Source organism: Isosphaeraceae bacterium EP7 (assembly GCA_038400315.1).
Classification (GTDB): domain Bacteria; phylum Planctomycetota; class Planctomycetia; order Isosphaerales; family Isosphaeraceae; genus EP7.
In genome coordinates this window covers 540,241-564,643 of sequence record CP151667.1, presented here as the reverse complement: position 1 = coordinate 564,643, position 24,403 = coordinate 540,241, and the positions used below count along the sequence as shown (strand labels likewise).

Annotated in this window: 18 protein-coding genes; 9 read left to right on the top strand and 9 right to left on the bottom strand. The window is 67.7% G+C overall.

Translation table 11 applies throughout. The annotated features are described in order from the left end of the window. Window positions 1-230: 230 nt before the first annotated feature. On the bottom strand, window positions 231-2,261 hold the full coding sequence (locus EP7_RS02355) for a sulfatase (RefSeq protein ID WP_463525967.1): 2,031 nt from the start codon (window positions 2,259-2,261) through the stop codon (window positions 231-233). Between the two features lie 251 nt (window positions 2,262-2,512). After that, window positions 2,513-4,060 (bottom strand): hypothetical protein, encoded by a 1,548-nt coding sequence (locus EP7_RS02350; protein ID WP_463525966.1) that lies wholly within the window; start codon window positions 4,058-4,060, stop codon window positions 2,513-2,515. 570 nt (window positions 4,061-4,630) lie between these two features. Here EP7_RS02350 and EP7_RS02345 point away from each other — a divergent pair. After that, on the top strand, window positions 4,631-5,242 hold the full coding sequence (locus EP7_RS02345; protein WP_463525965.1) for a hypothetical protein: 612 nt from the start codon (window positions 4,631-4,633) through the stop codon (window positions 5,240-5,242). Between the two features lie 148 nt (window positions 5,243-5,390). Here the strand turns inward: EP7_RS02345 and EP7_RS02340 are convergent, their stop codons facing one another. From EP7_RS02340 to pyrE, 3 genes are all read right to left on the bottom strand, one after another. After that, on the bottom strand, window positions 5,391-6,413 hold the full coding sequence (locus tag EP7_RS02340) for a MerR family transcriptional regulator (protein ID WP_463525964.1): 1,023 nt from the start codon (window positions 6,411-6,413) through the stop codon (window positions 5,391-5,393). A 353-nt stretch (window positions 6,414-6,766) separates the two neighbouring features. Next, window positions 6,767-7,504: a hypothetical protein gene (locus EP7_RS02335; protein WP_463525963.1), complete on the bottom strand. Its 738-nt coding sequence runs from the start codon at window positions 7,502-7,504 to the stop codon at window positions 6,767-6,769. Between the two features lie 29 nt (window positions 7,505-7,533). Next, the gene (gene pyrE, locus EP7_RS02330; RefSeq protein ID WP_463525962.1) at window positions 7,534-8,106 is read right to left on the bottom strand and encodes an orotate phosphoribosyltransferase; all 573 of its coding nucleotides are present in this window, start codon (window positions 8,104-8,106) and stop codon (window positions 7,534-7,536) included. A 483-nt stretch (window positions 8,107-8,589) separates the two neighbouring features. Here pyrE and EP7_RS02325 point away from each other — a divergent pair, with 483 nt between their 5' ends. The 3 genes from EP7_RS02325 to EP7_RS02315 all read left to right on the top strand — a co-directional run bounded on the left by EP7_RS02325 (window position 8,590) and on the right by EP7_RS02315 (window position 12,543). Then, window positions 8,590-9,561 (top strand): sigma-70 family RNA polymerase sigma factor, encoded by a 972-nt coding sequence (locus EP7_RS02325; RefSeq protein WP_463525961.1) that lies wholly within the window; start codon window positions 8,590-8,592, stop codon window positions 9,559-9,561. Window positions 9,562-9,730: 169 nt separating this feature from the next. After that, window positions 9,731-11,521, top strand: coding sequence for an OprO/OprP family phosphate-selective porin (locus tag EP7_RS02320; protein WP_463525960.1), 1,791 nt, complete (start codon window positions 9,731-9,733; stop codon window positions 11,519-11,521). 98 nt (window positions 11,522-11,619) lie between these two features. Continuing rightward, the gene (locus EP7_RS02315) at window positions 11,620-12,543 is read left to right on the top strand and encodes a site-specific tyrosine recombinase (RefSeq protein WP_463525959.1); all 924 of its coding nucleotides are present in this window, start codon (window positions 11,620-11,622) and stop codon (window positions 12,541-12,543) included. 34 nt (window positions 12,544-12,577) lie between these two features. On the opposite strand, the gene EP7_RS02310 is transcribed toward EP7_RS02315, so the two are convergent. From EP7_RS02310 to EP7_RS02295, 4 genes are all read right to left on the bottom strand, one after another. Beyond that, window positions 12,578-15,097: a protein kinase domain-containing protein gene (locus EP7_RS02310; protein WP_463525958.1), complete on the bottom strand. Its 2,520-nt coding sequence runs from the start codon at window positions 15,095-15,097 to the stop codon at window positions 12,578-12,580. Window positions 15,098-15,099: 2 nt separating this feature from the next. Continuing rightward, window positions 15,100-15,693 (bottom strand): ECF-type sigma factor, encoded by a 594-nt coding sequence (locus tag EP7_RS02305; protein WP_463525957.1) that lies wholly within the window; start codon window positions 15,691-15,693, stop codon window positions 15,100-15,102. Window positions 15,694-16,004: 311 nt separating this feature from the next. After that, window positions 16,005-16,229 (bottom strand): hypothetical protein, encoded by a 225-nt coding sequence (locus EP7_RS02300; protein ID WP_463525956.1) that lies wholly within the window; start codon window positions 16,227-16,229, stop codon window positions 16,005-16,007. A 154-nt stretch (window positions 16,230-16,383) separates the two neighbouring features. Next, window positions 16,384-16,980 (bottom strand): hypothetical protein, encoded by a 597-nt coding sequence (locus EP7_RS02295; protein WP_463525955.1) that lies wholly within the window; start codon window positions 16,978-16,980, stop codon window positions 16,384-16,386. Window positions 16,981-17,260: 280 nt separating this feature from the next. Here EP7_RS02295 and EP7_RS02290 point away from each other — a divergent pair, with 280 nt between their 5' ends. The 5 genes from EP7_RS02290 (at window position 17,261) to EP7_RS02270 (ending at window position 24,361) form a co-directional block, all read left to right on the top strand. After that, window positions 17,261-17,539 (top strand): hypothetical protein, encoded by a 279-nt coding sequence (locus EP7_RS02290; protein WP_463525954.1) that lies wholly within the window; start codon window positions 17,261-17,263, stop codon window positions 17,537-17,539. A gap of 29 nt (window positions 17,540-17,568) precedes the next feature. After that, the gene (locus EP7_RS02285) at window positions 17,569-18,753 is read left to right on the top strand and encodes an endonuclease/exonuclease/phosphatase family protein (RefSeq protein WP_463525953.1); all 1,185 of its coding nucleotides are present in this window, start codon (window positions 17,569-17,571) and stop codon (window positions 18,751-18,753) included. A 320-nt stretch (window positions 18,754-19,073) separates the two neighbouring features. Then, complete coding sequence (locus EP7_RS02280; RefSeq protein WP_463525952.1) at window positions 19,074-19,718, top strand: TetR/AcrR family transcriptional regulator; 645 nt, start codon at window positions 19,074-19,076, stop codon at window positions 19,716-19,718. Further along, the gene (locus tag EP7_RS02275) at window positions 19,715-21,037 is read left to right on the top strand and encodes an efflux RND transporter periplasmic adaptor subunit (protein WP_463525951.1); all 1,323 of its coding nucleotides are present in this window, start codon (window positions 19,715-19,717) and stop codon (window positions 21,035-21,037) included. Before EP7_RS02280 ends, EP7_RS02275 begins: the two co-directional genes overlap by 4 nt. 81 nt (window positions 21,038-21,118) lie before the next feature. Then, window positions 21,119-24,361 (top strand): efflux RND transporter permease subunit, encoded by a 3,243-nt coding sequence (locus tag EP7_RS02270; RefSeq protein ID WP_463525950.1) that lies wholly within the window; start codon window positions 21,119-21,121, stop codon window positions 24,359-24,361. Window positions 24,362-24,403: the final 42 nt, after the last annotated feature.

Sequence of the window (24,403 nt, the reverse complement as noted above, 5' to 3'; positions counted from 1 at the left end):
GAGGGCAGAATGAGGTCAGGGGGTACGCGTCACGTTGACGTTGTGACGGGGACCACCCCTCCGTGCTTAACTGATCGTCAAAGTCGCACGGCAAACTTGAACGACAGTGACGGAATTGCGGAATTCGGGAAGACGGACGGCCCGTCGCCCCGAGCCTGCCGTTCCGGGGAGGAACGGGGCGACGAGTCGCCGGGCCATCTAGGCCGACTTTGCCGAAAATGCAGGCAGATCTAGTCAAGGAGGCTGCCGTCGCGGCCCGGCTGGCTGACGCCCTCGGCCAGCTCGTCGTCGCGCAGGCCTGGCAGGGGGGGCGGGTCGAGGTCGATCCCCGGGAGGCGATCCAGGATCGCTCGGAAGCGGGGCACGGAGGGGTGCGAGGCGCTTCCGGCGTTCAGGTTGTGCAGATCCGTCCGGTCGGACTTCAGGTCGAAGAGTTCCTCGCGGCCGCCGTCGTTGTGGATATAAACTTCGCCGCCGGCGACGATCGACCGGAGCCGACCGAGCGAGGCGGGAACCTCGGCCATTGGCGTCGAGTGTGCGCGATGCTCGAGCTCGGAGAGGACCGGCGAGGGGCTCGTCGACCGAGCCGCGAGGCTGGCACCGCCCGGGCGCCAGAATCGGGCCAGCGAGCGGCCGGGGAACGGCGAGCGGGCCGCGACGCCGAGGATGTCGACCGTCGTCGCCGCCAGGTCACGCAGCGTCACGGGCTCGCGGACCGAAGACCCGGCCGCCCCGGAACCGGGGGGCAGGATGACGAGCGGGACGTGGACCTCGGGGCGATAGAGGCTGTGCCCGTGGCCGAAGAACCCGTGCTCGTTGAAGTGCTCGCCGTGGTCGGACGTCACGATCACGAGGGTCTTCTCCAGCACCTTCCGGCGGTCCAGCTCGTCGACGAGCTGCCCGATCTGGCGATCGAGGTAGGCGATACAGCTCTCGTAGGAGTCGCGCATCAGGTCGGTCAGGTCACGCTCGACCTGCTGGGGGGTGCCGTCGGCAGGCCGGTGCGCACCGGCCTTGAGCCGCCTGTAGCGGTCGAGGATGACGTCCTTCCGGGCCTGCGGCAGGGCATTCAGGCCGAAACGGGTGTCGGGGCCGTCGGGGGGGACGTAGGGACCATGGGCGTCGTAATAGTTGAGAAACGCGAAGAAAGGACGGTCCGCGGGCTGGCCCTCGATCCAGCCCAGGACGTCGCGGTTGATCATCTCGGCCGACTTGCGCAGCGAGGTCCCGCCCCCCGCGACGTGGTACTTGTGGCCGAAGACGCGGAGCAGACGTCGGCCCATGCCGGTGCTCCTGACGACCTCGAACAGCGAGACGTCCAGGTTCTCGTAGTCGTCCTCGTATCGGGCGAACCCCCGATTCAGGCCATACTGGGCGTTACAATAATACGTGTTGCCCACGAACCCCGCGGTCGCATATCCGCGCGTGGCCAGATATCCGGCCAGGGTGGGCCTGGAGTCATCGAGCGGCTCGTCCCAGCCGACGGACAGATCGTGCGGCCAGCGCCCGGTGAACATGCTGGCGTGCGACGGCAGCGTCCATGAGCTTGAAGGCCGGGCCTCGTCGAAGACGACCCCGCGACGGGCCAGGCGTTCGAGATTCGGGCTCGTCGGTCGGTCGTGGCCGTAGAGGCTGAGGCTCGAGGCACGCACCGCGTCCAGCACGATCAGGACCACGTTGGGTGCGCCGGACGTCGCCGGCGGGAGGGCGTCCAGTTCGCTTCGCTCTGCCCCAGACGTCCGCAGATAGCCCCAGGTGGACCAGCCGACCAGGGCCAAGAGCAGCGCCGGCAGGCCGATGCGGACGCAGCGGGCCAACGACCCGGCCCTCGATTCCATCGCCCGACCGAGGAAGGCGCCAATGCCGCAGGCCAAGACCAGGCTTGCCCTTGCGTCGATCCCCTCGAATACGAGCAGGACGGCCATGGCGGTCGCGCCGGCACCAATCCGGCAGGCGAGCCAACGCCCGAGGTCGGGCCGCCGCCTTGAAAGCACGCCGACGACCAGCCCGAGGCCGCCGAGGATCAAGGCGTTCGAGGCCGGGATCATCCAGAGGAAATGGCGGTTCGTCCGCAGCGCATCCATCGTGATCCGGCCGCTGATCGAGTCGCGAGCCAGGATCGTTGCCAGCTCGGCCCAGCCGGCCACCAGTCCGAACCAGAGGAGCAGCCGGGCCGAACCGATCGGGCGAGAGGCCCCTCCGGCGAAATCCGGGTCGCTCGCCGCGTCCTCGCGGTCGCCCCCATCCTTGGTCTGCCGCACGGTCAGATCCTCCCCGTGGCCCACGGCGTCGCGTCACCTCCTGTGGCGCAGCGTGGACGATATCTTACGGAGGGGATTCTAGACAGCCCGGCGCGCGCAAATCTCGTCAAAATCTCATTCGCTGGCCGACCGGATGCAAAACGGCCGTCGCGACGCCCTGGATCTCGACGAATCGAGCCAGGATGTCGCGACGGCCGCGGTTGGATCGTATCAGCGTGAGCGAGACAAGCTGGAATGCTCGGGCAGGCTGATCAGCGGCCGAAAATGCCGCGGAAGATGCCGCCGCGGCGGGGTGCGTTGGGGCTCTCCATCGAGCCGTCGTTCCGGCCGGCGAACATCGGGGCGCGGCCGGCCTCGTAGCTGCCGACGGGGCGGAATGTGGGGGCGACGCCGGCAAACCGACCGCCGAGCCCGCCGCCGTTGGCCAGGTCCACGGCCCGGACGTTGGCCTCGTTGACCTGCGGGTTGTGCCCCTGCCAGCTCGATTCGAGCACCTGCAGGACGTTCAGCGGGGCGAAGATCGCCTCGCCGCCGACGCTGATCCAGTCGGCCGTGTACGGGTTGGTCTCGTCGACCTTACCGTCGAGGCCGTAGACGATCCGGTACTCGTAGGTGTTGACGCGGGGCTTGTCGTCGTTGCCATTGAGGCACGACCCGCTGGTGGCGGTCAGTTCGGTTTTGACCCTGACGGTGCGCTCGCCCTTGCCGGGGACGGCCTCGAAGGTGGAGACGTACTTGCCGACGCCGTGGTTCCAAACCTCATTGACGGTGCCGCGCGGGGGGAAGGCCCGCAAGTTGGCCAGGAGCGCCTTCTTCTCGCCGCGGATGTGCGTCTCCAGCATGGCGTGGAACCGCGGGACGAACGGGTCGCACTCGTCGGGACCGGGGCGGGGGGGGCCGGCGGGGATGTCCTTGGCGTGGTCGCCGATCCGGTGGTTGTAGTGGTTCTCGCCGAGCTCGGCCCAGAGGGCCTTCAACTCGTCGCGGGTCAGGCCCGAGCCGGGCGCGGGGTTGGGCTCGTTCATCGAGATCGACGCGATGGCCCCGCCGAGGCAGTGGCCGGGCCAGCGGCTGATGTCGCGGTTCTGGCTGTTGGCGGCCTCCCAGTTGCGGGCCGACATGTTGAAGATCTGGTCATACTTGAGCAGGGGGGAGGGGGTCTGGAAGAGCTGGCCCTCGGGCCCGCGCCAGGTCAGGTCGTCGTAGAGGTTGGGGAACCAGGTGGAGGTGTCGCCGGAGGCCGGCTGCGTCTCCAGGATCCCGTTGGGACCCGGAAGGACGATGTCCTGCCCGGGGGCGATGTAACCGCCCGGGGTGGCCACCATCTGGTCGTCGCCGGCCGGTGCCATGGTGTCAACCCGGGCATTTCCGCCGGCCCAGGGCTCGTGGATCGAGTCTCCCTTGGTGGGCCAGTAGTAGAAGTTCCAGGGCTTGCGAATCGACTCACCGACCTGGATGAACTTGGAATCGACGGCGTATCCCTCTTTGGCGTCGGTCACCTTGAAGGTGAACCAGCCCTGCTGGTCGTTGCCGACCTCGCCGCCATTGGAGCGGGGCTTGCCGTCGGGGCCGGTGAGGGCCTCCACCTTGCCCGACGTGGTCGAGACGGTCAGCTCGCCGCCGAATCGAGTCGGCACATAGACGCCGAACTGGCGATCGCCCGACTGGGCCTTCAGCGTCCCCCCCAGCGGGACGGGCTGAACACGATCGGCAGCCTCCGCGACCGGTATCCAGACGGAAAATCCCGCGGCGAGAACGGCCCCGGCGATCGCTTCGCGGAGCCTGTTGCCCTTGCGCATGCTGCCTCCCAATACCGGTAGGAAAACCTCGACCAGCCCCTTCGGCATCTTATCGCCGGCATCCCTGCGACGGGACCGGGCGGGGCCGGGCTCGATGCCCGCTCAACGCTCACTGATGATTCGGCAGTCATCCACCCTGCGGTGGACAATTACATGGCCCCGTTTTTACCCAGAGCCCCACCCCCGCGTCAGACCCCCTAGAATTCGCCAAGGCGGCATTTCCTCGAATTTTCCCCGGCGACTCATCCAGGCACAGATCCAGGCCGATAACTTGTCTCGGCCACCCCTGGGGTGAAGCCGTCGGGCCGGCCAAGATGACCGACCCGAGGGGTTCCTCGACGATCCCGTGACCACGAAGAGACACTGCGCATGTCGGAGCAGGAGAGCTGGTCGACCTTCGGGCCGTACAACTCTAGGTTACGACGTGCGTGGCCAATTTTCGACCGGGATGGTGATGTCGGCATTCGGGCGCTCCTCAACCGATCGATCGATGCCGTGCCACCAGGGACTGTGAGTGCAGAGACTCGATCGAGTGTCGACAAGTAAGTTTACTCATCCGAGGACATCGCGATGTTCAGCGCTATTCTTATCGTCGCTATGGGCAGCGGCGTGACCGGCCTTGGCCACCACGACAAGGTCGTCGCCTCGGCTCAGGCCCCCTCGAAGGTCCTGCCGGCCCCCCAGGCTCCGGTGAAGGTCCTGCCGGCTCCCCAGGCTCCGGTGAAGGTCCTGCCGGCCCCCCAGGCTCCGGTGAAGGTCCTGCCGGCCCCCCAGGCCCCGGTCAAGGTCATGCCCGCTCCCCAGGCCCCGACCAAGGTCCTGCCGGCCCCCCAGGCCCCGACCAAGGTTGCCCCGGCGGCTCCCTCCAAGGTCCTGCCGGCCCCCCAGGCTCCGGTCAAGGTCCTGCCGGCCCCCCAGGCCCCGGTCAAGGGTCTGCCCGCCCCCCAGGCCCCGGTCAAGGTTCTGCCGGCCCCCCAGGCTCCGGTGAAGGTCCTGCCGGCCCCCCAGGCCCCGACCAAGGTTGCCCCGGCGGCTCCCTCCAAGGTCCTGCCGGCCCCCCAGGCCCCGGTGAAGGTCCTGCCGGCCCCCCAGGCTCCGGTCAAGGTCCTGCCCGCGGCCCAGGCCCCGGCCAAGATCCTCCCCGCGGCTCAGGCCCCGGCCAAGTCGTCCCCCCAGTACTGAAATCCGACGAGTCGGCCGCGGAAATGTGGCCGACTCGCCGCCTCGGATTTCGACTCGCCGCCCCCGTCAATCGACGGGGGCGGCGTCGTTTCGTCGACCGGCCTGCGCCCGCGAGTCGGGGCAGGGCCGTGCTTGGAAACGGTGGACCTCAGGCGTCTCGAGCAATACGGCGGCATTCGAGCTCGGCGACCATCATGGCGGCGGTCGAACGGATGGTCCCGGAGAGCGGGGTCAGGCCTCGCCCTCGGGCCAGACTCTGGTAATTCAGGATGCTCCGGCCGCTGACGAATATCGGCAGGCCGGTGATCTTCGACAACTCCGCGAAACGCTTGTTGATGTTGCGCGAGAGCAGGAACGAGATCGCCAACGCGTCGGGCGTCCAGGCCTGGGCCGCCTTGGCGAACTCCTCGACCGGCAGGTCGACGCCGATGTCGACCGCCTGCCATCCGGCCAGTTCCAGCACCACCGAGATCATCAGGATCCCGCCGTCGAAGGGATTGCCCTGGGCGGTGCCCACCAGCACCATCCCCCTCGGCGGCCCCTCCCGGTCGGACCGCCGTCGCGCCTCGTCGAGCATCCGGTCGAGCTTGTTGCGCAGGAATCGCCCCGCGGTGTGCTCCTGGAAAGTCTCGCACTCGCCCCGATATCTCCGGTCGCCGATCTCGACGAGTGCCGGCTCGATCACCTCGGCCAGTAGATCCAGGGGGCCGAGCCTGGCCGCATGATCGTCGAACCAGGCCTCGGCGGCGGCGCGGTCGCCATCGATCAGCAGGTCGAGCAGCTCGCTGGCCGGGGATTCGGCCCGGCTGGACTCGACCGCGTCGTCATAAGACTCGCCCGCCTCGTCGGCAAGCAGGTGTCCTGCGCGGACCTTGGCCATCAAGGTGCCGATGGCCTGCCCCTGGTGCACCAGGTCGGACACCATGCGCAAGACCCGGACCTGCTGGATGTCGTACCGCCGATGCCCCGACGGCGACCGCTCGGGCTCCGGGAAACCGTAACGACGCTCCCAGACCCGCAAGGCGTGGCAACTCACGCCCGTCAACTTGCTCACCCCGGCGATCGAATATCGTTGACTCCCGGATGTGGTTGACACGGTCCCCCTCCTTACGAAGCGTACCCCGCGGAGGGCGCGCGACGAGTGAACCTCGATGCCGCCGTCGGACGGCATCAGGATGGGTTGAATGTTTCGGGTATCGATCGGGTTGGTCCCCACAAGGTACGGTCACGCCTCGGGCCATTGCAAGAAATTCCACCAAACTCTTCAACATTCCCGAATTCGCGAGATGACTCCCTCATGCCCGAACAGCCTCCGCGTCGAACCGGCGTCCTTGCGGGACGATCCGGCCACGACGCGACTCCACAGCCTCGCCAGGCTGCTCAGAGATTTGCCGATCTCAAAGTCGCATCAATATTGAATAGGTCAGTTAATAACAACGAACAAATACGTTTGCGGACCGCATAAGGGCCTTCGACGAGGACAATCCATCCAAGTGTGCAAATCTGCGTGACTTCCTCGCGAGGTCACCCGGGGACATCCACACCCACCCAGGAGGACGACTCGACTGATTCGCCGGGCAACACCCCCACCATCGGGAGGGCACGAGTACCCCCGGCCCTGGCGTAGATCCGCGAATTGCCCGACTTGCTCACGAGGTCGGCCGCGCCGCAATGCCTCAGGGTGTATGCCACCCGCTGGGCCTCATGCCTGGGCGTGCCCAGCGCCTCGGCCAACTCGCCGGTGGTGAATGGCCCGTCGGGTGCCGTCGGCAGCAGGGACCAGAGGTCATCCGCGCGGAGCAGGGGGGTGCTCGACACCAACGCCCTCAGGCGGCGGTCGATCACCGTGTAGCCGGGCTTTCGTTTGCGCGTCAGCCGGACCTCGTCGACCTCAACGCCCAGCACGTCGACGGTCAGGTTCGGATGCGGGAAGACCCCCACCAGGCCGATCAGGTCCTCGAACACGTCGGCGAGCCTCCCGCGCATCGGGCTCAGACGGCTCGACAGGTCGGCGCCCCCGCGGCTCGCCTTGTTCACCACCCAGCGCTTCAGCACCAGCGGCTTGACCACGCGCACCCTGTGCTCGACCAGGAGCCGGAGCAGCTTGCCCCTCAACGGCGCCAGCGACGCGGTCTGGACCTCGACGACCGTGCCGTCCGCGGCCAGGGCGTCGACGCGGTAACCGGCGAGGGCGACCTCCGATCGGCCGCCCCCTCCGTCACCGTAGCGGTCTTTCAACTGGCGATGCAAGGTCGATTCCATGACCGTCGGCCTCGCCATCTCGTCAGGGCTCAGCCCAGGGGGGGAAGCGGCTCGACGCCCAGGTCGCGAATTGTGACCAGGGCGTGGAAGTCGAGCCCCTTGGCGGAGAACGCGGCGGCGGCCCCCTCCAGGCGATCGAGGACCACGATCACACGCGCGACCTTGCAACCCATCGCTTCCAGGGCCGCGACCGCCTGCAACGACGAGCCCCCCGTCGTCGCCACGTCGTCGACGACCGCCACGGTCATCCCGGGCGAGATTGGCCCCTCGACGAGCTGGCCCGTCCCGTGTCCCTTCGCCTCTTTGCGCACCAGGAAGCCCAGCAGGCCGGGCCGCATCCCCGCGCCGGCCACCGCCAGGGTCGCCCCAACAATCGGGTCGGCCCCCATGGTCAGGCCCCCTACGGCCTGAACCTCGGGCAAGTCGGCCAGGGCTTCGCAGACGCCCGCGCCGATCAGGGCGGCCCCCTCGGCCGAGAGCGTCACCTTCCGGCCGTCGACGTAATAGTGCGACGTCCGACCGCTGGCCAGGGTGAACGTCCCCGTCCTGAGCGCATCCCTCGAAAGCAACGCCAGGAGCCCCCCTCGATCGAAGTCGGCCACGGCCAGATCCCCCGCTGCACCCTCGACCCATCCCACCTTCGCCGATCCACTCGCGCAATCCGGCGACACGTCATCGGGCAAAACCCTACCAAATCCCGCGCCCCGGGGCCAATCTTCGCCCGTTGCCGGCGACCCTCGGTGAGCGAGTCCGGTCGAATTTTCAAATCGGATTGATTCGACCGAACAAATTGACGGGTCCCCTCGTCCTAGTCGACAGGGAGCCTTGTCTCGGTCCAAGAGATCGATCGCCTCGGACAATTCAAGGTGTTCTGAAAGTTTCGGCACGACGAATGCACTCTTCCTGGACGGAGACCTCCGTGCTGGCCGTTTGATCGCCCCGATCAGGCCGATCCGGTCATGCAGAACGGTCCGCGGCCGAGCAGTCAAGACGTACGACCTCGTTGTAAGCACCCAGTGTCCGGCGCGATCGCCGGGGCCAACGGATGGCAGGCTCTGGGCCTTTCGCGGAATAGAAGGGGCGTCATGCGAACGATCCGGCAAGTGGGCGACACCGAGGGATTGGCTGCACTGGATCGTCCCGAGACCCAGGTCCTGGGGGCGTTGGAAGAGCGTAAGCTGCTCGACCAGCTCGGCGAGTGCAGGCGGAAGCTCAGCGAGGCGCTCGAATCGATCAAGCCGCCCGATGAGGCCGAGATGATCGCGGGCCATCTGGCCTTCAGGGACAGCGAACTTCGCCAGGTGCACGAGAGCGACGGCCCGGCCGAGGCCCGCCTCGGGGCCATCTTTCGCCACTACTCCGAGCTGCGCGGCCGCCTGGCCATGGCCAACATGCGGCTGGTGGCGCACATCGCCAAGCGGTTCCGCGACCGAGGAGTCTCCTATTCCGACCTGCTCCAGGAAGGTTTCTGCGGGCTGCTCGAGTCGATCGACCGATTCGACCTGACTCGCGAGACGAAGCTGGCGACTTACGCCACCTGGTGGATCCGCCAGGCGATGCAGCGGGCCGTGGCCGCCGGGGCCTATCCGGTCCGGCTCAGCCCCAGGCATCTGCGTCAGTTAGCGCAGGACCAGGAATCGGTCGGTCACGACCCCGCCGCGGGACTGCCCCCGCTCAATCTGAACGGCTCGACGGAAATGATCCGCAGGATCCACACGGCCACGAGGCCCACCGTCTCGCTCGACGCAACTCTTGACGTCAGCTCCAACTTCAGCCTGCTCCAGACCATGAGCGACCCCGACGCCGACCCCTCGGCCGAGGTCGACATGGACGAGACGGTCGGCCGCCTGCTGGGGGCCCTCAACCCGCGCGAGAAGGAAGTGCTGGCCCTCCGATTTGGCCTGGGCGGCAAGTCCAAGCATTCGCTCAGCCAGGTCGGCAAGCTGCTGTCGGTCTCCAAGGAGCGAGTCCGCCAGATCCAGGACCGCGCCCTCGAGAAGCTCCGCGATTCGGCCGACAACCAGAAGCTGATGGAGAGCCTCCTCCCGGGTGTCTGACGCCCAATGTCCATCGCCCCATAATCTCGACGCAATCCGCACAATCGGCACCTCCCGACTCAACCTTGAGTCGGGAGGTGCCGATTGTTGAAGGTGAGAGGCGGAAGCCGAAAGGGCTCCTGCTTCGATCCGGATGGGATGTGTCGAGTGTCGGGGGATAGCAGACGGAATGCGACTCTCAGTGCGGACCGCCTCGCTCCTGGCCTGGCTGGTCGTCTCGATTGGTCAAGCAGGATACGTCTCGGCACAACCCCCCGCGCCGACGACCGACTCTGCGGTCCTGGAAAAACGCCTCCGCGCGATGGAGGAAACCAATCGCCTGATGCTTCAGGAGCTACGCTCGCTCTCGGGGCAATACAAGGCGATTGCAAGCGAGAACAAGGCGTTGACGGCGAAGGTGAACGCCCTGAGCGCCCGCCCGGCCGCGGCGAGGCCACCCAATGCCCGCCGGGTCGCACAGGTGTCTCAGAGTCCAGGCGCATCCGGCCCCGATCGGCCCGTGCCGGAGCCGCCCGAGCCGAATCCTTCCGGGGACGAGGGCACCGAGGACGCCCCGTCGGCCGCGCCGGGCGACCCGTCGCAACCCCCGGACACACGCACCGACGAGGTTGAAGCGGGCGACATGGCCCCCGAAGCCCCGGGTGCTCCCGACCTGTTCGAGCGGAGTCGGGGGCCCGCCGAGGATGACCAACCTCCGGACGTACGGACCGACGAGCCCGAGCCCACGAAGAAGGCGGCCGCGGCCGAATCATCCTTCCTGGAAGGCTTCAAGTGGGAGACCGACGACGGCGAATATCAGCTCGTCTTCCATCAAGAGACGCAGGTCGACCTCCGCGTCTATGATCGGCCGAACAGCACGCCCGTCAATCAGGTCGGCTTCTACATCCCGCGTGCCCGGATCATCTTCAACGGGCGGATCACCAAGCCGATCGAATATGCCATCTCGCTCAACAAGGGCCTGGGAACGCTCGACCTCCTCGACGCGTATTTCAACTTCAACTACGACGAACGGTTCCAGATCCGCCTCGGCCGCTTCCGCGTCCCGTATACCTACGACTGGTACTCGCTGAGCAACCAGTTCCTGCCCACGCCCGAGCGGTCGGTCTTCGCGATCAACTACGGCTTCAACCGCAGCACCGCGTTCATGGGCCACGGCGAGCTCTTCAAGGGGATGGCCGAGTACGCGGTGGCCGGCGCCAACGGCCCGCGCAACTTCTACTACGACCAGAACGGGCACAAGGACGTGCTGGCCTACTTCAACGTCAGGCCGTTCTATCACGCCGAACAGCTCCCCTTCCTGAAGCACCTGAACGTCGGCGGGTCGATGGCCTACGGTGTTCAGAACGGGGCCGCCTTCCCGCTGGCCTTCCGGACCTCGGCCAACGCCACAGACAGCCCGGGCGCTGCGTTTGCCGCCCCGGCCTTCCTCCAGCTCAACCCGAACGTCGTCGAACGCGGGCCCCACTCGCTCTGGGAACTCCACTCGGCCTACTATTACAAGCGGTTGACGCTGATGGGTGCCTGGGATAGCGGGTACACCACCTACGGCAAGTCGACCAACCAGGATCGCATCCAGGTTCCCACAAGTGGGTTCCACGTCGGCGGCGGATTCTTCGTCACCGGCGAGGAGGTCGAGCGGCGGACATTCGTCCAGCCAAAGCACAATTTCGACCTGCGCAAGGGCAAGTTCGGCCTGGGTGCCTTGGAACTGCAAGCCCGCTACTCCACCTTCAACCTGGGCCGCGAGATCTTCGAAAGCGGCCTGGCCGACCCCAAGCTCTGGACCAACAGCGTAGGGGCCCTCGACGCGGGCTTCAACTGGTACCTGAACAAGTACGTCAAGGTCTACTTCGACTGGCAGCATTCCGCGTTCGGTCAGCCCGTCCAGTTCAGGCCGGGACCCGGCGGGCTGGAAAAGACCAGCGACCTCTACTGGCTCCGCTGCCAGATCTACTTCTGACCGGACGGGTCCTGCTGCACAGAGCATCCCGGATCAAGCCCGGAGGGACCGCCGGCCGATGTCGACCCGGTGTGAACCGACCGCCCGGAGCCGACGCCATGCCCGCCCCAGCCGCCAACCGACCGAAGTCGCACTCCGACCCGATCGGGCCGTTCCTCCACTACCTGATGGCCGAGTGCGGCCTGTCGGCCAATACCCTGGCCGCCTATCGGGGCGACATGATGGAGTTCTCCCGCTGGCGTCGTGCGCACGCCCCGGGGCCGCTTCAATCGCTCTCGATCCAGACGCTGACCGGCTACGTCGACTTCCTCAACGACCGAGGGCTCGCCCCCTCCAGCGTCGGCCGGCACCTGGCCAGCCTGTCGACCTTCTACCGCTACCTGATCTTCGAGGGGAAACTCTCGGAGAACGCCGCGAAGCTGCTGGTGGCCCCCACCGTTTGGGATCGGCTGCCCAACGTCCTGAGCCCGGCGGCGGTCGACCGGCTGCTCGCCGCCCCCACGACCGACACGTCGCTGGGCCGACGCGATCGTGCGGCATTGGAGACGCTCTACGCGACCGGCTGCCGGGCCTCGGAGGTCATCGGCCTGCGCAAGGTTGACCTCGACCTGGAGGCGCGGATGGCCCGCTGCATCGGCAAGGGGGACAAGGAGCGGATCGTCCCGCTGAGCCCCAGGGCGGCCGACTCGCTGCGCGACTACATGGCCGGCGACCGGCCGCGCCTGATGTACGGCAAGCCCGCCCACGACGCCATCTTCGTCTCCAGGTTCGGCCGGCCGATGTCGAGGCTGGGCCTCTGGCGGATCGTGACCACCCATGCGCGGACCGCAGGGCTGAAGGGGAAGGTCAGCCCGCACACGCTCAGGCACAGCTTCGCCACCCACCTGCTCGCGGGCGGGGCCGACCTCCGCGCCGTCCAGGAAATGCTCGGCCACGTCTCGATCGCCACGACCCAGATCTACACCCGCGTCGAGTTGAGCCAGCTCCAGGCCGTCCACGCCAAGTTCCACCCCAGGGGCTGACCACCGCCGTCGCTCTCGCGGGATGACTCCCAGCTCAGGTTGTGGGGGCGGAGGCCGGGGGGCGGTTTTCGAGCTCCTTCAGGCGGCCACGCACCTCGGCAAGCAGTGCATCGGCGGCCTTCGTGTCATTGGGGAAGCGGGCGATGGCCTCGGTGAGCAGCCGTTCGGCGTCGCGATAGCGATCGGCGGCGAGGTCCGGCTCGCCTTCCATGCGATCGAGGTCGCCGAACCTGGCCCGGATCCGAGCCGGATAGTAATACTCGTGCGAGCAGATATCATTCCCTAGCTTGATATGCCGCTGGAACGGCTGCACGAGGTCGTCGGTCGCCTCCCTCAGCGCGGACCTCGCTTCTTTCGGCGCGGAATCGATCAGCTGGTCGGCCCTGAGGAGGCGGAGACGCACCCGATGCAGGCTGTAGATGACCAGATTGTCCGGGTCGCCGTCGACGGCGGTCAGCTCGATCGCCCGGGTCATCTGGCGGATCGCGGGCTCGTATTGACCGGATTTTTCATAAGCGCACGCGAGATAGAAGTGGATCTGCGGCTGCTGGTCGTCCAGCGCGAGGGAGAATTTGTACGCCTGGATGCTCAGATCGATGAGGTCCCGACGATGGGCGTGTTCCGGCTTCACGAGCAGGACGTGAAGCTTGTGGCCCTGCTCGCCGACCGACTTGCCCAGCAAGGGGTTGTGGCCCACCTCTCGGAGGAACTCGCCGGGTAGGGGCCGGGGCTGGAACGCGATCTTGTAGTACCGCTCGGACGCCAGCGGCAAATTATTCCGGTCGCTGGCCAGGCCCAGGTAGAAGTTCAGCAGGGGAGAGTCGTTGTAGTCACTTCTCAGCCGTTCGAAGGTGGCGAGGGCCTTCGGCGCCCTCATCTCGGCGAGGGCGATGACGCCGTCGCGGAAATCGTCCCGCTCCGTAAGTGGGGGCGGCGGAGCCGTGAATCGGGCGATCAGCAGCAGGGCGACCAGCAGGGTCAGGGCCGCACCGAACAGGCACTTGGTGCGAGTGCGCTCGACGAAGGCCATGGCGCCGGCGGCCAAGGTTGGGGAGCGGGCGTAGGCCAGCGGCCGACTCGCGAGGAATCGGCGGAGGTCTTCCGCCAGTTGATCGCCGTCGGCGTATCGATCCTCCGGCCGCGGGGCCAGGCAATGAGCCAGGATCAGGTCGAGCGAGCGGGGGATCGAAGGGTTGGTGTCGCGGACCGAAGCGAGGGGAAGCTGCCGGTGGTCGCACAACTCGGCGATCGCTCTAGGGAGCGGCAGATCGGGGTCGGGGCCCTCCGGGGGCTTCCCCGTCAGCAGGTCGGACAGCACCAGGCCGAGCGAGTAGAGGTCGGCACGCTGGCCGACATCGCCCCAGCGATCGGGGTCGAGAAACGCCCTGAGCTGCTCGGGAGCCATGTAGGGCAGCGTCCCGCCCCGCAAGGCCGACTCGGCGCCGAGCGGTGCGTGGGGGTCGTGCGACAGGTTGAAGTCGAGCAGGCGAGGGCCGTTGCGCCAGGTGAGCAGGATGTTCGCCGGCTTCACGTCGAGGTGAAGGACGTTCTCCCTGTGGGCGTAGGCCAGCGCCTCGGCAATCTTCATCCCGATCCAGGCCACACCCTGGGCGTAGGTCCCGCGATCGGGGAACTCGTCCCAGGAGCGTTTGCGGACCGCTCCCAACGGGGAGGCGGCCGGGGCTTCCGAGGTGGCCGCCTGCCCCTCGCCCGAGGCCCCGGTCTGGGCCGGCGGCGACGACGGCATCAAGGCCACCGTGGAGTCGAACAGGCCACGCTGGCGGGTGACGACCTGGCGGATCTCGGCGGCCGTCGACGCCCCCGCGAGGTGGTCCGCGATCTTGTCGAGCGTCAGGCCAGGGCTGTAAGGCATGCAGAGCCCACGCATCCCGGTCTGGTCGTCGACCTCCACCGACAGGACCGGCACGATGTGGTCGTGCTCGAGCCTGGACATGATGGCCGGCTCGGTGCCGCGATCCAGCGACACCTTCAGCGCGACATAACGGTCGTCGGGCAGATTCGGCTGATTGGCCAGGTAGACGCGGGCCGAGCCCCCCTCGCCCAGGATCGAACGCAGGCGATAGCGGCAGAATTCCTGCCCAAGGGAGGGGAACCAGGGCTTCGGGGCCGGCTTCCCCACGGCCATGCTGAGCGGCCTGTGATATCTCAACTGCGAGGCGATGCTGTCGCGCCAGGGGGCGTAGCGGTCGCAGAATGATTCGGGGTCGGGGTTCTCCCCCCCCTCCTCACGCAGGCAGAACTCCTCGTAGACGAGGCTCAGGACGAGATCCTTGTGCTCGCCGATCTCGGGGAAGACCGCGAGGTAGCCGGAGATCGCCCGCCGATCGCCGCGGGAGAAGCGATCGCGCATGTCGGCCTTGATCAGCGCGGCGACGCCGGCGACCGGGAGGTTTCGCCCGTCCGCGTCGCGGCGCAAGTCGTGTAAGGTCGTCGTCGGCTCGGCGGCGTCCCGGCGCGGCTCGAGGAGAGCGACGACATGGCCAGGGCTCGTCGGTTCGTCGGGGGCATCGCACGGCCGGGGAGGGGGCGTCATGGCTATCGCCCCCAGGTCAGCCACCGTGTTTCGTGCAGGGTCTTCAGGATGCGCTGGACCTTGCGGACGTTCATGCCGACCTGACCGGCCGCCTCGTCGTTGCTGCAACCGTCGCGCTTGGCCTTGATGACCTCGAGGACGTCGTCCGGCTGATCGGCGACGAGGAAGTCGGCGGCTTCGCGGGCGACGGCCACCTGGCTCGGGGTCGGGCCGATCGCCACGGCATCGATCGCGTGGCCATCCTCGCCAAAGAAGGCAATTTTCTGCTCTTCCTGACGCTTCTGGGCCATCAACCGACGATATTCGGCGGCGACTTTGTCGCGGGCGGCCTTGGCCAGGAACTTCATCACGTCATCGACGTGCTGGAACTCATACCGATCCTGCTTGGCGGCCAGGCTCTTCCAGACGTCGCTGGCGAAGTCGGTCGAGTCGTACAACGAGCGGATCATCGGCGAATTCATCCTGCGTCGGACGACTCGCCGGATCTTGGGATAGCAGGCCTCGAAGAGGATCTTCCAGGCATCCTGATCTCCGGACTGTGCGCGGGCGAACAGCCCGTCCGACTTGCTCTCGGATGCTTCCGACGACGACGTCATGAAGTCGATCCTCCCTGGTTAACCGCTCGTCACGGTGGGAGGACTCGGGCCGACACTGAAAAACCTAGGAGAGGATCGTGTCAACCCACGCCCGAGTCACCCGGCAATTATGATCGGCTCCATTGTAGCCGATCGCCGTGAGACCGGAAGCTTTGATGTCGACAAAATCGGGAGATCGCGCGAGGGCGGGCTCGGCCACCTTCTTGGGCGGGTCTTACTTAGCCATATGTTGCGATTATCCAACACAAGGCGGCGATTCAACGGGTGGCGGGAGGGAAAACCGGTCTAGTTTGACCCGTCTCCCGACCGGATCATCCGATGATCGGGGGAGCCATCGGGTCGCTGGCGACGGGGGCTCCGGGGGCGGGAGCCGGCGGCGCGACGATGGTCGGGGGGGCCATGGGGTTGAGGCCCGTGGTGGGGGTGGTGGGCGAGCTCGGCTGGGGCGTGATCGTCAAGGTGGGCGGATAGGCCGAGGGGACGATGCGGAAGGGGAGCGAGTCGAGGGCGGGGCTGAAATTCCGGCGAGCACGCATGGTATGAATCCCGGCAAATGAGAGATGGATGTATGGAATCGCAGGATGTTTTGTGTGGATGAGGCGACCGCCGCCTGGGGCCTCGGATCGTCCCGGTGGGAACCTTCGACGAGAGGCCCGGACGGGCGGGGGGAGCCGCCTCGATCCCGTTCGTTCAGTTGACCTGGATGGACGCGGTGGTCCGGCTCGCCTGATCCGCCGCGGCCAGCTCCTGGGCGGGGAGGACCGCCGGGTAGGCCTCGACGGGGAGCAGGTTGCGGCAGGCCTGACGATAGAGCGGGCAGCCCACGTGCTGCTCGCTGGCCGGGCCGCGGAAGCAGGCGGCCAGCTCGGGGCGGCCGGCGCGGTGGGCCACGATGAAGCAGCCCAGGGGCGAGAGGTCGTCGTTGCTCGGCAGCAGCACCGTCTCGACGGCCATCCCGCGGATCAGCTGACGCTCGGCCCGCAGCACCTCGCCGCGGATCTCGGTGCGCAGAGCCCGCACGATCGAGCCGATCCGGCGACGGTAGCGGCCGACCGAAGACCCAAGGGTCAGGGTGGTCCAGGGGTCGCCGGTCATCGGCTGGGCGGCCACGTACAGCTCGGGGTCGACGGGAATCTCGGGGCTCGTCGCGTTCAGCTCGCAGAGCAGCTCGGCGGCACGTCGCCAGACGTCGGCCCCGGTGCATCCCGGACGCCAACGAGGCGAACGCCTCAGGAAGGCAGTCTCGATCCGCGTCGCCAGGTCCTGAATCGTCTTGGGATCGTACATGGCCAGCCTCAGGATCGTGCCGTCGCCCGTGTCTCGACGGGCTTCTCTGCCCCCGTCTGACTGGTGACTGCGCAATCTCAGAATCCGCGACAACATTTCTCGGGAAATTTCCCGGAGGCCTCGGGGCCTCGATCTCGGAGGCCACTTCACCCGGCTCGTGTTGCTAAAAAAAACATCGATGAGGCCCTGTTCGCCCGCGAGACCGGGCGATAAAATCCTAGTTCGAGGATCGCTCGTCCGCAGAGCTGACCTCTCCACGCCGTTGCCGGGGCGGTGCCTCATGTCTCAACCCCTTCCCGCGTCGAATGACTGGTTCTCGGTTCGGCAAGAACTGGCCGGCCGAGTCCGGATCGTCAGACAAGAGCTGTACGGGGCCCACGGCGGCCCCTGGCTCGCCAAACGCATGGGGATGCCGTTCCGATCCTGGCTCGGGTTCGAGTCGGGCCAGGAGATTCCCGCCGAGCAGATCCTCAGGTTCATCGAGGTGACCGGGGCCGAGCCGCGCTGGCTGCTCAACGGCGAGGGGCAGCGGTATCGCGACTCGACCCACGGTTCTTGATGGGCACCCAGGCCCGAGGCACCTAGCCCATGGACTGGTCGAGGAACCGGCGGCGCCCCAGGCCCGCCCCGGGTCGCGGGCCCCGATCGAGACTCGAACGCCAGCTGGCCGGTCAGCTTGAGCGAGGCTTGCGCGGCCTGATGGCCCGCCCCGAGGCGCAGCGATGGGCCCCCTGGATCGTCGCGGGGCTGCTGGTCTGCCTGGCCATCTGGGTCGCGCGGCAACGCGCCGACCGGCCCGGCCCCGCCGCCGCCATGCCCGCCGGCGGCATCCTCGTCTGCACCTGGAACGTCGAGAACTTCTTCGACGACGTGGACGACCCCAACAGCCACGACGAGTCCGAGGACTGGTTCGCCAGCGACCCGGGCGCCTTCGCCGACAAGGTGGCGACCCTGGCCGATGCCCTCTTCGAGCTGGGCGACGGCCGGGGGCCCGACGTGATCGCCATGGTCGAGGTCGAGAGCCTGCGCTCGGCCGAGGCGCTGCGCACGGAGCTGAACACGCGGCTCGACCCGGCCTGGCAGTATCGCGGCGTCGTCTTCCGGGCCAATCACACGGGCCGGCGATTCGCCCCGGCGGTGATCACCAGGCTCCCGGTCCGGGACGACCTGACCCGGACGTTCGGCATCAGGCGCACCCTGGAGGCGCACCTCGGCACCGACGACCGACCGCTGACGCTCCTGGTCAGCCACTGGACCAGCCGGGTCACCGACTCCGTCGGCACCAAGCGGGCGGCCTACGCCGACTCGCTCTACCGGGCCTTCCTCCAGCATTACCGGACCGACCCCTCGGTCGACCTGCTGATCGCGGGCGACTTCAACGACACGCCGGATGACCCGTCGCTGCGGGAGAACCTCCACACGACGGCCGACCCCGCGCAGGCCCGTGCCGGCGGCATCTCGCCGCGCCTGCTCGACCTCCCGGCCTTGCTCGATCAGGAGCGCACGGGGACCTATTACTATTCGGGCCGCTGGGAGTTCCTCGACCATTTCCTCGCCTCCCCCGGCCTGTTCGACGACCAGGGCTGGTCGGTGGTGGCCGACTCGATCCGGGTTGCCGACGGCCCTGCCACACGCGGGGCCCGCGACGGGCGTCCGCTCCGATTCGGTAAGGAGGAGAACAAGGGAAGGCGTGGGCCCTCCGATCACTTCGCCCTCACCGTCCGCCTGATCCCCGCGGGCCAGGCCGCCGAGGTCGCCTCGGCCTCTCGCTAGAAAACGCATGGGCGAATGCCAGCGGCCGGCAGGCCTCCCCGATCCGGGCCCCTCGGCCGGGATCGAAGCGGACGCCTTCCTTCGGCATTTCGACCCCCGACCGCCACGCGTCGGGCTTGCCTCGGCTCGATCATCGAGGCCGAGGCAGGATCTACATCGGTCACTCACCTGGATTGGAATCAGTCCGGTCGCCCCTGGATCCGTTAGGGTAAAAAGTTGACCTATTCGGAATACCTACCGTTCGGTAGAATCCCGAACGTAACGCGGGTCGCATCGGCCAATTGGCCGCGATGGATCCTCCCGCGAAGGGGCCTGGGGACATGTTGGCGATGGCTGAGTCGGCGGCGCGGTCCGAACCCTTGGAAGTGAAGGGGCACATCGCCCGGGCGGCGGCCAGGCTGTTCGCCGCGCAGGGATATGACGCGACCTCGGTGCGCGAGATCGTCGAGGAGGCCGGCGTGGCCAAACCGACGCTCTATTACCACTTCGGTAGCAAGGAAGGCCTGGCCCAGGCGCTCTTCACCCTGCCGATGACATCGCTGATCGAGCGACTGAGGCATGTCGTCGAGGGCCCCGGAGACCCGGTCGAGGACCTGGAACAAATCTTCCGGGCCCACTTCGACTTCTGCCAGGACGAGCCCGACTGCTGCCGGTTCGTTTTCGCGGTTCATTTCGGGCCCCGATCGTCGAGCCTGCAAGCCACCCTCGCATCGTGTCGAGGCAAGGAACTCGACGGGGTGCTGAATTTCGGGGTCCGGCGGCTGGCCGAGGCGGGCCTGATCCCCGCGGATCGGGCCGAAGACCTGGTGCTGGCCTGCCACGGCCTGATCGTCTTCCATACGCTCAAATACCTGTACAAAGACGGCGAGCTGGGCCCTGACCTGCCGGGTCGGCTCGTGTTCAGCCTCTTACACGGATTCGGATCGCCAGTTGGGGCCACGGCGGCCCCGGGGAGATTGCCATGAGACGGCGATTCAAGTTGGCCGGGATCGGCATCGGGATCTTGCTCGCGGCCCTCCAGGGGTGCGGCGGCCGAGAGGCGGGGCACACCGACGTCGAGGCGGTGCCCAAGGCGGTACCCGTCACGGTGGCCTCGCTGGTCAGGCGACCAGTGGAGCGCACCGTCGAGGTGGTGGGCAGCCTGCGGGGCTGGGAGAGTGTCACCCTGGGGGCCAAGCGCACCGGGCGGGTGGCCAAGGTCTTCCATGATATGGGCGACCGCCTCAAGCCGGGCGAGCCAATCGTCGAGCTGGAGACGGTCGATTCCGACCTGGCCGTGGACCAGGCCGAGCGGCGGCTCCAGGTCGAGCTGGCGAGGCTCGGCCTCCAGGAGATGCCGTCGGCCAACTTCGACCTGAACGCCGTCCCCTCGGTGATCCAGGCTCAGGTGACCGTGGAGCGGTCGAAGCAGAACCTGGCACGCGAGCGCAACCTGATGCAGAAGAACGCGGGCACCGCGCAGGACCTGCAGAACGCCGAGAACGACCTGCGCGGCACCGAGGCCGCGCTGGAGACGGCCCGGCTGACCACCCGGTCGAACCTGGCCAGCGCCCTGGCCAGCAAGGTGGCCCTGGACGTCGCCCGCCAGGCCCGCCTCGACATGGAGATCCACGCACCCGTCCCGTCGGTGAAGCCGCCCGGCCTGAAGACCCCGCTGGGCTACGCCCTGACGAAGCGGCAGGCCTCCGAGGGGCAGATGCTCCGCGAGGGCGACCCCGTGGCCGAGCTGGTCATCGAGGACCCGCTGCGGCTCTGGACCTACGTGCCCGAGCGCCACAGCGGCGACGTGAAGCTGGGCCAGCCGGTCAGGATCAGCGTCTCGTCGCACCCGGGCAAGGTCTTCGACGGCGTCGTCGCCCGGATCAACCCGTCGGTCGACGCCGCGAGCCGGACGTTCCAGGTCGAGGCGTCGGTGCCCAACCCCGACGGGATCTTGCGCCCCGGCGGGTTCGCCAAGGCATCGATCCTGATCAAGCGTGACGACGAGGCGACCGTCGTCCCGATGGAGTCGATCGTCCGGTTCGCCGGCGTGACCAAGCTGTTCCTGGTGGCCGCGGGCAACAAGGCCCGATCGGTCAACGTCTCGACCGGCCTGGAAGACAAGGGCTGGATCGAGGTCATCGGCGAGGGTGTGACGATCCCGAATGAGGGGCAGGTCGTGACCTCGGGCCAGACCCAGCTCGCCGACGACACCCCGGTGACGATCCGGTCGGCCGAGGCCCCGGCCCGCGGACCCGCCGCGCCCGAGGCCGCCGCCAAGCCGCCCGTGAAGGCCCCCGGCTGAGCCGGCCCGGCCAATTCCCCCCGATGACGACGACCGTGCGACGAACAGACGCCAGACCCCGGCACCGGTGCACGTGAACTTATGAGCATTTCCGACATCTGCATCAAGCGGCCCGTCTTCACCTGGGTGCTGATGGCCGCCCCCGTCGTGCTGGGCATCGTCTCGTACAACAGCCTGGGCGTCGACCTCTTCCCCAACGTCGACTTCCCGGTCGCGTCGGTGACGACCGTGCTGCCGGGGGCCAGCGTCGAGGAGACGGAGACCTCGGTCACGAAGCCGATCGAGGACATCATCAACACCGTCTCCGGCATCGAGGAGATGCGGAGCACGACCTCCGAGGGGATCAGCGTCGTCACGGTCCAGTTCGAGCTGTCCAAGAGCGGCGACGTCGGCACGCAGGAGGTGCGCGACAAGGTCAACTCCATCATGGCCACCCTGCCCGAGGGGACCGAGACGCCGATCATCGACAAGTTCCAGACCGACGCCTCGCCCGTGCTGACGATCGCCGTGTCGGGCAGGCGCGACTTGCGCGAGGTGACGGAGATCGCCCGCAGGCAGATCAAGGAGCGGCTGGAGACGGTCAGCGGCGTGGGCGCCATCAGCCTCCTGGGCGGGCAGACCCGGGCGATGAACGTCGTCATCGATGTCGACAAGCTGGCCGCCTACAACCTCTCCGTCGACGAGGTGAAGGTTGCCCTGGTCCGCCAGAACCTCGAAGTCCCCGGCGGGCGCATCGACCAGGGCCCACGCGAGTTGGTCCTGCGCACCCTGGGTCGGCTCTATACGTCGGAGCAGTTCGACGCCCTGATCGTGAGCAACCGGGGCGGCTACCCGATCCGGATCCGCGACATCGGCCGCGCCGAGAACTCGTTCGAGGAGCCGCGCACCCTGGCCCGGCTCGACGGCGTGGGCGCCGTCAGCCTGGTGGTGCAGAAGCAGTCCGGGACCAACACGGTCAAGGTCGTTCATGAGATCAAGCGTCGCCTGGAAGAGCTGCGCAAGGCGCTGCCGTCGGACATCAAGACGGTGGTCATCAAGGACCAGTCGCGGTTCATCGAGAAGTCCATCGAGGAGGTGAAGTTCCACCTGCTGCTGGCCGCCGGCCTGGTCTCGGCGACGATCCTGCTGTTCATCCGCGACTGGCGGACGACGGTGATCGCCACCCTGGCCATCCCCACCTCGATCGTGCCGACGTTCCTGTTCATGCAGCTGATGGGCTTCACGCTCAACAATATTACGATGCTCGGATTGATCCTGGCCATCGGCATCGTCATCGACGACGCGGTGGTCGTGCACGAGAACATCTTCAGGCACATGGAAGAGGACGGGATGGACGCCATGGAGGCCGCCCGGGTGGGGACCCGGGAGATTGCCCTGGCGGTGCTGGCGACGAGCTTCTCGCTGGTCGTCATCTTCGTGCCGATCGCCTTCATGGGCGGGATCATCGGCCGGTTCTTCTCCAGCTTCGGCCTGACGGTGGCGTTCGCCATCCTGATGAGCCTGTTCGTGTCGTTCACCCTGACGCCGATGCTCTGCAGCCGGTTCCTCAAGCTCGAGCACGCCGAGGGGGGCCACTCCAGCAAGTCGGGCTTCTTCTACCGGATCGTCGACGGGGCCTATGGCCGTCTGCTCCTGTTCTCGCTGAGGCACAAGGCGCTCATCGTGCTGACGGCCGTGGTGGTGCTGCTGGCCCCGGCCTACGGTGCGATCGGCTCGGCTTTGGAGAAGAACCCCAAGGTGCCGCGCCCCCTGGTGGCGCTGCTCAAGACGATCGGCGCCCCGTTCGCCCCGGGCTTCGCGCTGATCCCACGCGACGACCAGAGCGAGTACGAGGTCTCGGTGATCACCCCGGAGGGGTACACCATGGAGCGGACCAACGCGGTGCTCTCCGACCTGGAGTCCAGGCTGAAGAAGCTGCCGGGCTCGGCGCACCTGTTCACGACGGTCGGCTCGTCCAGCGGCCGGGCGATCAAGGGGCAGGGGGACGTCACACGCGGGACGATCTACGTGAGCATGCCCGAGCTCGAGGAGCGGACCTACTCGCAGTTCGACGTGCAGCTCCAGGCCCGCGCCCTGATGTCCGACTTCCCCGACCTGCGCGTCAGCGTCAACGACGTCTCGGCCTTCCAGGGGGGCCGCCGCCCGCAGGTCTTCCAGGTCAACCTGGGCGGGCCTGAACTCGACCAGCTCGAGGTCTATTCCGAGCGGCTGCTGGCCGAACTGCGTAAGGTCCCAGGCATCGCCGACCTGGACACGACCCTCTCCCTGCGCAAGCCCGAGGTGCGGGTGGCCATCGACCGCGAGCGAGCCAGCGACCTGGGCATCCCCGTGGCCAGCGTGGCCGACAGCCTGCGGATCCTGGTCGGCGGCCAGGTGGTCTCGACCTTCCGCGACGGCGACCAGCAGTATGACGTCTGGCTGCGGGCCAGGCCGGGCGACCGGGCCTCCACGGCCAACATCAACCAGCTCACCATCCCGTCGCCCACCGCCGGCCTGGTCAAGCTGACGAGCCTGGCCAAGCTGACCGAGGACCGGGGGCCGACCGAGATCGAGCGGCTGGGCCGGCAGCGGATCGTCACCGTCCTGGGCAACCCCGACGGCATGACCCTGGGCGACGCGGTCGAGAAGACCCGCGCGATCCTCGAGAAGATGGACATGCCCCCCCAGTACACCTACGAGTTCAGCGGCCAGGCCAAGACGCTGGGCGAGACGGCTTATTACTTCATCATCGCATTCGTCCTCTCCGTCCTGTTCATGTACCTGATCCTGGCCGCGCAGTTCGAGAGCTGGATCCAGCCGATCTCGATCCTGATGGCCCTGCCCGTGACGGTCCCCTTCGGCCTGCTCTCGCTGGTCATGTTCCGCACGCCGATGGACATCTACGCGATCTTCGGCCTGTTCATGCTGGTCGGGATCGTCAAGAAGAACGGGATCCTCCAGGTGGATGCCACCAACCAGCTGCGCGACAAGGGGATGCCGCGGCACGACGCGATCGTCGAGGCCAACCACGTCCGGCTCAGGCCGATCTTGATGACGACCTTCATGCTGGTGGCGGCCATGGTGCCCATCGCGCTGGGCAGCGGGCCGGGGGCCGGGGCACGGGCCAGCATGGCCAAGGTGATCATCGGCGGGCAGATCTTCTCGCTGATCCTGGCCCTGCTGGTCACGCCGGTCTTCTATGCGATGCTCGACTCGATGGTCGCCTACCTCAGGGGCAAGGGGCTGCGGTTCTCGGTGGCGGAGGGGCAGGGCCGCAAGCCGACGGAGTCGCCGGCGCAGGCGGCGGCGCCGGCCCACGCGGGGGGGAACTGGCCCGGGGCGTAGCGGGCCGCCGATCGTGTATAACAGGGCTCGATTGCGGATGTC